The sequence below is a fragment of the Candidatus Borrarchaeum sp. genome (genome assembly GCF_019058535.1).
Lineage (GTDB): Archaea > Asgardarchaeota > Sifarchaeia > Borrarchaeales > Borrarchaeaceae > Borrarchaeum > Borrarchaeum weybense.
In genome coordinates, this window is the sequence record NZ_JAHPYX010000220.1 from 1 (window position 1) to 11,916 (window position 11,916).

6 protein-coding genes and 1 pseudogene are annotated in these 11,916 nt (G+C 34.7%); all 7 read left to right on the forward strand.

Annotated features, from left to right (window positions below; translation table 11 throughout):
* Window positions 1-280, forward strand: a pseudogene (gene tfb / locus QVB70_RS13445) (transcription initiation factor IIB); the annotation flags it as partial.
* 506 nt (window positions 281-786) lie between these two features.
* A complete protein-coding gene (locus QVB70_RS13450) occupies window positions 787-4,671 on the forward strand; it encodes a hypothetical protein (protein WP_287587189.1) in 3,885 nt (1,294 codons plus the stop codon).
* Window positions 4,672-5,860: 1,189 nt separating this feature from the next.
* The gene (gene rtcA, locus QVB70_RS13455) at window positions 5,861-6,931 is read left to right on the forward strand and encodes an RNA 3'-terminal phosphate cyclase (protein WP_287587193.1); all 1,071 of its coding nucleotides are present in this window, start codon (window positions 5,861-5,863) and stop codon (window positions 6,929-6,931) included.
* 135 nt (window positions 6,932-7,066) lie between these two features.
* Window positions 7,067-7,804, forward strand: coding sequence for a hypothetical protein (locus tag QVB70_RS13460; protein ID WP_287587195.1), 738 nt, complete (start codon window positions 7,067-7,069; stop codon window positions 7,802-7,804).
* A 313-nt stretch (window positions 7,805-8,117) separates the two neighbouring features.
* Complete coding sequence (hypF, locus tag QVB70_RS13465; protein WP_287587198.1) at window positions 8,118-10,454, forward strand: carbamoyltransferase HypF; 2,337 nt, start codon at window positions 8,118-8,120, stop codon at window positions 10,452-10,454.
* A gap of 91 nt (window positions 10,455-10,545) precedes the next feature.
* Window positions 10,546-10,815 (forward strand): DNA-binding protein Alba, encoded by a 270-nt coding sequence (gene albA / locus QVB70_RS13470; RefSeq protein ID WP_287587200.1) that lies wholly within the window; start codon window positions 10,546-10,548, stop codon window positions 10,813-10,815.
* Window positions 10,816-11,047: 232 nt separating this feature from the next.
* A partial coding sequence (locus tag QVB70_RS13475) for a transposase (RefSeq protein WP_287587202.1) occupies window positions 11,048-11,916 on the forward strand: 869 nt, incomplete at its 3' end.

The following is an 11,916-nucleotide window of genomic DNA, read 5'->3' on the forward strand; positions in this document are numbered from 1 at the left end:
CCCAATAGACTATGTTCCAAGGTTCACTAGTTCATTGAAACTACCTGGGGAGGTACAAGCTAAGGCCATCGAGATACTAAAAAAGGCTAGCGAAAATGGGCTCACATCGGGTCGCGGACCTACTGGCGTTGCTGCCGCGGCAATTTACATTGCCTCAGTTATAATGAACGAACGAAGAACTCAAAGAGATGTAGCTGAAGTAGCACGAGTGACAGAAGTAACAGTCCGAAATCGCTATAAAGAACTTGTTCTTAAAATGAACCTTGAAGTACCACTTTAATATTCTTCTCTCTTTTTTAACTAGAGTTTTTATTCTTTGATTTCTTACTTAAACTTTAATTACTTATACTTTAATTACTTATTTTACATTTTTCTTGGAACTATTTAATTGTGAAGTAAAACAAAAATGTGCGCCTTGTAACTCCCTCAAGATCATTGAACTCCAAAATGGATTCTTATTGAGGTTAAGGTCAAGGCACATTAGGGTTATCTATAGCTGCATGTATATAAGTCTTCAAATCTGGAATTAGATCTCAATTTCAAGTACTGTGTTTTAATGATTTCGATAAAACAACAGAAACCTGTTTATTTAATTTCATTTTTTATGAAAAAAAACGTTTTTTTAATAGAATTTAGAGCAAAGATTCGATTAGAATTAGTATTTTTAACTATACATTTAAATTTTCAGACATTTCAATTTTTTGTTTGTTATTGTGATATCGAATTTGATAATATCAACCTAATTTCAAAGATTGATTAATGATAGATCTTTTCAGGCGAAAAGAAATGAACTTTGAAGATGAGATGGAGATTTATTTCAAACTAAAGACTTTGAATGAAAGAATAGAGAAAATAGATGAAATCGTGGTGCAATTAGAAAAACTTCAAAAAATGAAAGATCCTGTCATTGTTTTGAATTTAGCTGAAGTAATTATGGAATACTGTTTATTGATTGAAAATAATAACAGTCGTATGCAACAATACGATCGAGCACTTGAACTAGTCTATAAAGCGAGAAGTCTCGCAGAAAAAGAGTACTTGATAAGACAAATTTTGCGATCATATCATCTAGAGTGTTTTATAAAATATCATACGATGAAATACAAAGAGGAAGACGCTTCTATTAACGATATCTTAAACTTAGGTGAGATCATTATCGATAACGTAACTAAGTTTCAAAAACTTGAATCATCTGTTGAATATGATGACTATCATTCTTTAGGGTGTGTTTGGTATACTCAGGGCCTAATTTTTCAGCTTATTTCTAAATCTAGAGAAATGAACTTTGAACAACGGCATAACATAGTTGAGAATGTAATAAAACTAGCACATAAGGCGGTAAAATTAAGTAAGAATACAAGAAATAGAGATGCACATATTTTATCAGCATATATTTTTGCTTATGCTGAACAATTGCCACAAATAATGTTAAGAGGAGATAAGGCTACCACAGAAGAAGATTTTATCGGTTTCATGTACCTTTATGATATTCTGGCCGAAATCGCTGAAGCTCATGGATCATTTGAATTTGATTATTTGGCTTTACTAAATAAGTCCAGATTGAAACTACTACGTATAATCTATGCTGCAGGAGTAAGCGAACGAAAAAAAGAAATGTTTGATGAAATTTTAGAAGATTGCTATAACCTAGACAAATATGAAAAACTAATCTTTCTGCCACATCTGCATTTCTATAAATATGAACTGAAAACCAAAGTATACACCTCTATCGTCTATTTTGAGGTTGTGAAAGAAGATAAGTTCAAAAATTACATAAATAAAGCGATGAAATCCGCAGAAAGAATGAAATATATTTATAAGTCTTCAAATATGGAAAGTACTCGCGATAAGGTTGAAATGCACCATTATCTTAACGAAATATACAAAATGAATGCTACATTCGCGACTTCACGTTCACAGAAGTTGGAATTTTTAAAGAAATCCGAAGAATTGCTACTTGAGGATGAAAAAATTTCTGTAACGTGGTCACCACACATATATTATACTTGGCGTGATCTTTCTTCGATTTATTTTGATTTATCTAAAGTGGAACGAAACCAGACATATTTTAAAAAATGCGTGAAATACGCAACTAAATCTTATAAATCTGCATTGGAAACAGATGAGTTCAAAGATGCGCTTTTTGAGGCATATAAAATCGCTATTATTGCAGAAGATTATCAGAAGTATTCTTTGTCCATAAAGCATTATGAATTAGGGTACAATCTCACTGATAAGATAATTCTTGCTGGAAAGGATTATCCATACTATCATGATCTAAAAAAATACCTACAAGCACGATTATTGGGTGTGAAGGCTAAGGAATCACACCTTCAAGGAAACTATGAACACGCTATGAAGTTATATCAAAAAACGAGTTCACTCTTGCAATTAAATGAATTTTTTTCCTATGAAGGACTGTTATATAATGCATATGCATTCTTTGAAGAGGCATCTATGCGATTTATAGAGGAAGAGTATAACAAAACGCTTGAAATTCTTTCTAAGATCACTCGTTTATTTGAAGAGACTTTAGAACATCAAATTGAATATTACAAAACACAATTCCAATATTTCATTGACAGGAGAGCCTATGATCTACAACAACTTTTTTTTGAAGCAGCAAAAGCATTTTGCATTGCACAATCTTTTATGTTGCAATCATTAATCTGTCGTAATATTGGTGAGAGTCAAGAGGCAATTGAACTACTTAAAGAAGCAAACACACTCTTGTCGCAATTCAGAGATCGAGATATTCATATCGAAGGTTATTATTCTTTTATTAATGGATTGTTTGGACTTGAACAATCTGAAGTTGCACTCAAAGACAGTGAGTATAAAAATGCGGCATCTTATCTTGCGAGTGCAACCGATCAATTTGAAACCGCATCACAGGTTTTATCGTCTGATGAAGCATTAAAGAATTTGTGTGAAGGATTGAAATCCTTTTGTCAAGGATGGATGTACGCATTAGAAATAATGCGTCGTGGCGTGGATCTTAATTTGTCTGAATTAAATAAGAAATATGAACTCGCTCATCAATCACTCATAGATGCAACAAGAATGCTAAAAATGTTTAAAAAAACATATAGCAGCGTTCTTGGGTTCGAAAAGTTAGTTAGTTACATTTACAATTCTCTATTATTTCAAAAAAATGATAATCCCATAGAAAAGGACAAGTTTAAGGATAATATGGTAGAAGAACTAACTGGTGCACTCAACTATTTCAAGGATGCCGAAGATATGGAACGTTATGGTTTTACAAGAGATTTACTTAATAATCTCCCTCATCTAGAAGAATTACCTGAAAATATATTCAAACTCGTTGAAATACCATTTACTCCATATACGCCGGTTTTTGATACTACCAATAAGGTGGAGCCAAGGGGTTTAGATTTTGTTGTATCAGTCGACAAAACACAAGTGGAGGTAAATGAAAAAATCATTTATAAAATACAAATCACTTCCGACACTTCAGTCCATGTAAACAATATTGAGGGCATATTTCCTAAAAAGGGCATAAAAATAATCTCAGGAATACGTATGGCAAAGAACGGCGGTATGAAAATTGATCGTTTATTTTCTCCTGGGCAATCAATGAATATTGAAGTCCTTGTTCGAGTAACTGAACCACTCTATAGTAAAAAACATCCACAATTGTTTTATTTCACCATGAAAAACGAGAAATATCGGGCTTTTGCTACACCAATCACTCTACAAGTATTCCCTAAAAATTTACTGAAAGTTGGTGTCGTAAATGAGATAAGAGAAAAAGTCGAAACAATATGGGATATTATGGATGAATTAGGAATTCATGTAGGAAAATTTCCTATTGTTTATCATAACCTTAATTCGTTTCGTGAAACTCTTTCAGAATATTTTAATTTTAATGATAATAAAGGGCACAAAAACAAAAGACGATCAACTAGATTACACGTCTCAAGAATTCCAATACAACAAATGGCGTTTGTAGATCCTTTAGGTGACGTGAATATCCTCTATGATATGAATAAATATATTTATCCTGACTCAATTGCCGGCCTTCTGAACATTATCATCCATGAGAAGTTCGGTCATGGTTTCTTTTATCAAAATACAATATTAGGGAGAAAACTTCTTGAACTGGAATATCATCGTAAAGGAATTGGATTGTTAACGAAAGAATTGGAGAAAATATCAGATAAATATGCAATTGGAGTTCAATGGTTTAGCGTTTCTACATTGATAGTCAATGAGGGTTTTGCAGTATGGCTTGTATTGAAAACTCTCGAAAAAATACTCGAAAGAACTCCTAAAAAAAATCAAGAATTCTCTCAGCAGGTTTTAAATGAAATAAAGTCGATTAAAAACAGAATATCTGATACTAAAAACCTGAATGTTGATCATGAATATTTCACCCTAAAATATGGGCAATCAATCAATCCTTATGAATTAGGATATGATTTGTTCCAACAAATAGAAGATAATTATGGGGAAAAATGTGTTTCAAAAGCACTGGAGATAGCTGCAGATGTTCCTTTGACAAGGAGGCAAATATCTCGTATGCCATATACGTTAAAAAACGATAAGAAATGTGCTGATAAAAGACTAGAAAAAATTGTGCAATCCAATCTCCAAATAGATCTAAATAATGTGGATATGTTTGAGAAAGCAGCAAAAAAACTAGTCTGATGATTGTGTTAAAATACTCTTTACCTTATCGTTTCAACAGAGAATCTGTTAAAAATTGATGTTTGAAAAAAAGAATTTGAGAAGGGATTCTTAGAGGTAACTACCAAGGCCAATTTCCACCTGGATCCATTAATATGTCCTCCTGTTTTTTTATCATTGTTCTATTAAGCTGTTAACAGGTTTCAAAAGAAATATTTAAGGACCACGATTTATTATACTTTAAAAAAGCCGCGAAAGTACTTTTAGGAGAACTTATTTAGCTTCTTTCTTTGATAAGAAAAATATATTAAGACCACGCAATTTTTTGCCACAAAAGTTATTTTTAAGTGAAAAAGTTCTTTCTTTAAAGACGATATCAATTATTGGAGACTCTATCGAAAGTATTTAAAGTCAAGTAGAAAACAGTAGAAAAAGAGAAATGGAAACATTTGTGAGAACTGTTTCTAAAAATTATCAAGATTTATTTCTTATATAAGAAAAAAAATATCCATCCAGTAGTGTACTATCGTTATGGGGGATGGGGCACATCCATAAACTCTCTAAGATGCTGTATATCAGATGCATTAGCTTTTAGTCACAAATATTGTATTTTTGCGCGGAGTTTATGAACCAAGGTGAAGAAGAAGCAATGGTTAATATTTGGAGGTTGGCAGTTTATTAGGTATCTTAACTCACTGCTAGGGATGTTGCTCCACGGCCTGCTTATTTTTATTGTGTATGTTCCGCTATTCACTCATTGTATTAAATTAGGAATTGATAATACTTATAGCGTAGTTATTCTTTTCTTGATTATTATCCTCAACGAACTGTTGTTGTCTATAACCCCTTCCTCCGTTATAATATTACCAATCTGCTCATTTGCTTTCAGTATAGTCATAGGCCTCGTCATTAGCCAGGTCTCACCTTGGATTTTCCCATATCTAATACTAAGCATATTGGTCTTCGTTTTAGGAACATTATTTCAATTTTTAATATTCTTGATTTGATTTAGATGGGAGATTTGTGAAGATTTATTTATTTAATTCAAAAAAATAACGTACAAATACTCAGATTAAAGAGTCGAAATGGTTCTTAGAGGCTTACTTTTATCTTAAAAGATCTAAGATTCAATTGAGTACTTTATTTATTCTTTGAATGTTCTGAACAAAACTCAATAAAACCAAACTGAATGAAATGAAGGGCGAATCACTTGACTCAAGGGTTTGTAAAAATCGACGGCGAAATCCTCGAAGGAGGAGGCCAGATTTTACGAATTGCTGCCGCTCTTTCAGGAATAACAGGGATTCCTGTTGAGATTATCAATATCAGGGGAAAAAGATCAACGCCAGGTTTAAAAGCACAACATTTAACCGGGCTAAAAGCACTAGCAGACTTGACTAATGCCTCTGTAAGAGGCTTAAATATTGGATCTAAGGAAATTGAATTTTTACCTACAACACGAAAAGGGGGATATTATACAGTAGATGTAAGAACAGCAGGAAGTGTGACACTCTTACTGCAAGTATTAATGCCAGTTGCAATTTTTACTTCGGAACAAGTGAATCTTAAGTTGATAGGCGGTACAACTGTAAGATGGTCACCACCAACACCATCTATTCAGAATGTTTTATTACCTATCCTCAAAAAGACAGGCATTCGTACACAAATTGAAATAAAAAAGCACGGATTTTATCCAAAAGGTGGAGGAATAATCGAGGCTAAAATAGATCCCAGCAAGAAGCTAAAACCAATCATACTAGACAATATTGGAAAAATCGAAAATATTGGCGGAACATCCTACTGTGCAAAATTACCAGAACATGTTGCAATACGCCAAAAGAAGGCTGCTATTTCAGAAGTGAAAGATGCAGGTTATCAAAACATAGAAATAACTGCAAAACAGATAATGGACAGTCTCTCCCCAGGAAGTGGTATTACACTATGGGCAAAGACAAGTGCTGGTGCAATTATCGGTTCAGATGCAATCGGAGAGAAAGGAAAACCTGCTGAAGTTGTGGGACGTGAAGCAGCACGAAAATTGTTAGAAATAGTTAACGCAGACAGTCCAGTAGATCCTTTCCTCGCAGACCAACTAATAATTTATATGGCACTTGCAGAAGGATCATCCAAAATCATTACCAATAAATTTACATTGCATACAAAAACTGCGATAGAGATATGCAAACAATTAACAAGCGCATCTTTTTCAGTAAAGGAGGGAAGTAATCGTCAAGTTGAGATAACTTGCAATGGAATTGGTTTTAATAATGAACTTCTTTAAAGATCTGAAGAATTGTTCAAAATCACTAATTCTTAAGGTTTGGTTTATTACGTTACACTACCATATCATATAACGCTATACATTCAACAAAATCTTTTTTAGGAATTACATCCATATATCTTATGTAGTGGTAGAATGGAAGATATAAACAGCTTTCCAACAATACTTCTTAATACACTTGAAAATTCGATAAGGCATTGGAATCACATCCAATCACAATCTTGGAAAGTAATTAGCCAGCTACAAAATATAGCGGCAAAATTGGTGCACCTAAAGAAGGGATCGCTTGGTAAATTAAAGAATTTTGAAAATATTGGTGAAAAAGTAGGGCAAAAACTTGTAAAAAATATGGAAGATGCGATGCTCAAATTGAAAAAGAGCCTCCCTAGATTTAAAACAATAGTAAAGGAGTTTAAGGAATTAGAAAAAGAATTAGGTGAGTTCGAAGCAACTATATTGTCAATGTTAGAAAAGAGCAATAGAATTGGAGAAGAATTTATTAAGATCTATAATGGAACTGTAAAACACCTTCTAACAAATGGAGAAATATTCAAAGAGTATGTGGAATTCTGTCAACTAATTGTAGAATTTATTACTAATACAGAGGAGCATTTTAACGTAAGTAAACTTGTCGATGAGCTTTCTATCCATGCCCGAGAGATCGTACAGATGTATGAAAATGAACTTTTCGTCAAGGAAACGATCTGTAATGAAATAAATGCCCCTCTTCCTCCTATAAGTGTGCTTTCAACTTACTTGTGGGTTGTTTGGATGACCGAGCCATATATTGAAACTGGCAGAATAGAAGAAATCAAAGAGGAGATGCGAGACATCTCTGAAAAAGTTTCACGTCTTTCTATTAAAACAACATAGTCTTGTAGGTCTTCTGATTTTTGTCACTTAATTTTCTATTTACGAGATGACAGAACCATAGGTTTCTAATGAAAAAATAAGCAATATTCCGTTCTTCTTCAAGATGGAATCCCTTGAAATTGAATAATTATTTAAATTGCTTTCATTCTAATCTGTTTTTAATTCAAAGAAATTTTAGTTGTATGCTGAAATCATGTCCAAATCAATTTCTTTATGAATTCCTTTTTGTAATAGTTCAAAAAAGGCATTTACTTCTCTGAGTAATAATGGATTTCAAGAATATCTAAGAAAGTCTGCGATTGAGGAGAATTCATTGAAGAAAAGAGCAAAATTACACGTTACAGGCGTTGTGCAGGGAATTGGGTTTCGACCATTTATTTATCGATTAGCACACAGATTAGGTTTGAAGGGATATGTTTTGAACCTAGGTGATGCAGGGGTTGAAATCGTTGTTGAGGGAGAAAAAGAAAGAATTGACTTTTTCTGTGATGCAGTAGAAAAAGAAAAACCTGCTCTTTCGAGAATTGAAAGTCTCAAAATAAAATGGACGTCTTTTGTTGGAGATTTTGATTCATTTATTATAAGGAGAAGCAGTAAGAAGAAAGGATCACCAAAGGGTGCTGTCTTTCCACCAGATATTGCGATGTGTAATGACTGTCGAAAGGATATTTTTGACAAAAATTCGCGTCGCTATAATTATCCTTTAATTAGTTGTACAAATTGCGGCCCTAGATTTAGTGTTATTGAGAGTTTACCCTATGATAGAGAAAGAACTTCAATGAAGGAGTTCCCTCTTTGCAAATCTTGTGTTAAAGAATTCACAGATCCTACAACGAGATGGCTAAATGCACAGACAATGGCATGTCCAATCTGCGGACCGCGTGTTAGTTTATATGGTAAGAATGGTACATTAATAGAAGTTAAAGATTCAATAGAAGTTGCTGCTCGTCTTATTTCTGAAGGATATGTTCTAGCTATCAAAGGAATTGGTGGTATTCATCTTGCAGTTAAAACAAGCGAAGATGAGCCTGTTCTTAAACTCAGAAAACGTAGAAAAAAATCAAATAAACCTTTTGCCGTTATGAGCGCCAATCTGACTACCCTTGAGAAATTTACTATTCCAACATCTCTAGAACGGAAATTACTTTCATCTTATCAGAGACCTATAGTAGTGCTTAAGAAAAGAACACCTTCTGTTTTACCTGAAGAAATATCCCCTGGTCTTGATACAATTGGTGTAATGCTACCTTATTCAGGGATTCATTATTTGCTCTTCAAACATTTAGATGAATTGGCTCTCGTTATGACAAGTGCAAATCAGCCTAGCGAGCCGATGTTCATTCAAAATGAAAAGGCCATTAGTAAATTAGGGAATATTGTTGACTACTTTTTACTTCATAATAGACAGATCTTTCAAAGAAACGATGATTCTGTTGTGAAAATTGTTGCACAGAATGAAACATTTCTTAGAAGAAGCAGAGGATATGTCCCGGAATATATATCTCTCCCCTTTAAGGACATAAACGCTATTGGTGTAGGACCTGAAACGAATGTTACAGCAACAATCATTAAGTCCGACAAAGCATTCATATCTCAGCATATAGGGGATGTAGACAATCTAACAACATTAAACGCTTTAAGAAAGACGACTAATCACTTTTTGAATCTGCTTATTCCTGAGAACATAGATGTCGTATGTTGTGATCTGCATCCTAATTTTCTAACAACTAGATATGCAAAAGAACTATCATCTGAATTTAATTGTGAATTAATTCCAGTTCAGCATCATGATGCCCATCTTAAGGCACTTATGGTAGATATGAAAATATCTGAACCTATAATTCTTATTGCAATTGATGGATTTGGGTATGGAGCCTTTGATGAACAGTCTTGGGGAGGAGAAATTCTTGAAGGTGATCTAAGATCATTTACAAGACCTGGAAGTCTAATGCCGCAACCGATGCCAGGAGGGGATATATCCACATACTATCCGTGCAGAATGCTAGGAGGTTCTTTATACAGTGAAATTGGTGAAGATGGTGTTCGAAATCTTCTGAAAACGTATTGCATTCAAGGATTTAAACATGGAGAACAAGAAATAGATGTTATGTTGAAACAATTGGAACAAAATATTAATACACCTATGACTACTAGCGCAGGGCGTTTTCTTGATGCAGTTTCTGCGCTTTTAGACATTTGTCAATTTCGATCTTATGAAGGAGAACCTGCTATTAGATTAGAAGCCATTGCACGGGAAGGGAAACCAATAAAACTCTCTATCGAAGATTATATTCAACATAGGAAGGGAAGAACCTTTTTAGATACCTCAACAATTCTTCTAGATTTACTGAAACTGAAAGAAAAAGGGATCGCAACAAAAAGCATAGCCAGCACTGCACAATATGCTATCGCAAAAGGTCTATCTGACATAGCGGTTGAGATTGCAAAGGAAACAGGAATTGATGTGATTGGTGTTAGCGGAGGAGTCGCTTATAACGATTTTATAGTGAGAACTATTAAGGAAAATGTCACTCAAGGCAATCTTAGATTTGTACAACATAAGCGTATTCCTCCAGGAGATGGAGGTATCTCTATAGGACAAGCAATTGCTGGAGCATCAAAACTGACTAAAGACAAAGCATTTAAATGAAGTATATCTATAACGACCCGAATTTCTTATCTATAGAGCCTTTCGAGCTTAGGTATCAGATATGACAGAAACCAATTCAAGGGGTGTAAGTATGGCAGATGAAAACACTGTGTTCGTAGGTCATAAACCAGTGATGAACTATGTCCTTGCATGTGTTACTCAGTTAAACCGAGGCGCAGGCGATATTACCATAAAGGCTAGAGGCCGTGCAATTAGCAGAGCAGTTGATGTAGCTGAAATCTTAAGAAAACGTTTCATGCCAGAAGTGGGCGTCAAAGATATAAGGATTAGCACAGAACAAATAAACACATCTGAAGGCACAAGGAACGTAAGTGCAATGGAAATAATCATTGGAAAATAACTAAATTTGAAGGTTCTTTGATACCTTTTTTCTTTTTTTCCGCAATCTTACATGTTACGACGCAAGAAAGCCCCATTGCTTGAGTTTGGGGATGAATGGTGTCAGGATAGTACATTTTTTAACTTTGTGCTACTTTTTGCTGAGTTTATAAACAAGGATGGAGTACAAACAGTGAGAAATTGTAGTGTACATTATTAACGAGTTATTGTAAGTTGTGCGGAGCACTTGTGTCATGTCAACAAAGAACCAGCGGATCAAAGCTACCTTGAAGGACACTAAGGAGCGGCGTAAACACATGGTGTGCCGGGTGTATACCGTGAAGCTAGACCGCTCACATTTAAACCAAGACTCATTAACTCACTTAAATCGATTATTCTTGGAAGCTAAATGGCTTTATAATTACTGTGTTGGGCATCCTAACGTGTTCTCTATCGATGATACAATAACAGCCGTCCCGATGAAGGTGAAAGACCGGTTTGAGCTGCGCCAATTAAGGCATTTACCGGCGCAAGTACGTCAGAGCATCATTAAGCGCACCCAGCAGAATATCCGTGGCTTAGCACGTCTGAAAGCCAAGGGTCACAAGATTGGGCGGTTGAAATTTAAGTCGTATGTGAAGTCCACCCCACTCAAGCAGTACGGCAATACCTACAAGCTCATCAATAGCAAATACTTGCAGCTTCAAAAGATGCCGCAAAAACTGCGTGTCAACGGTTTAGAACAACTACCATCCAATTGTGAATATGCTAATGCCACCTTACTTCACCAGAATGGCGAGTATTACATAGCAATAACCACCTATACTCCGCGAGAAAGCAGACCGGTGGTGGTAGCGCCAGTCAAATCAATTGGCATTGATTTTGGGGTAAAGAATCAGTTATCGCTGTCGAATGGGATACGTATACGATACAAGATACCAGTTACACGCCGGATAAAGCAGTTGTGTAAGCAATTTAGTCGTAAACAGTATCGTAGTAAGAACTGGTGGAAAACGTTATATAAGTTGCTCAAAGCCTACGCCAAAACCACCAATATTAAACGAGACATCCGCAATAAACTCGTTCATTACCTCTACACCAATTTTCAAGTAGTATGTTATCA

What these genes read in the sequence shown, in the direction of transcription:
- QVB70_RS13450 (WP_287587189.1), top strand. Translation starts at nt 787, where the DNA reads ATGAACTTTGAAGATGAGATGGAGATTTATTTCAAACTAAAGACTTTG.
- QVB70_RS13460 (WP_287587195.1), top strand. Translation starts at nt 7,067, where the DNA reads ATGGAAGATATAAACAGCTTTCCAACAATACTTCTTAATACACTTGAA.
- albA (WP_287587200.1), top strand. Translation starts at nt 10,546, where the DNA reads ATGGCAGATGAAAACACTGTGTTCGTAGGTCATAAACCAGTGATGAAC.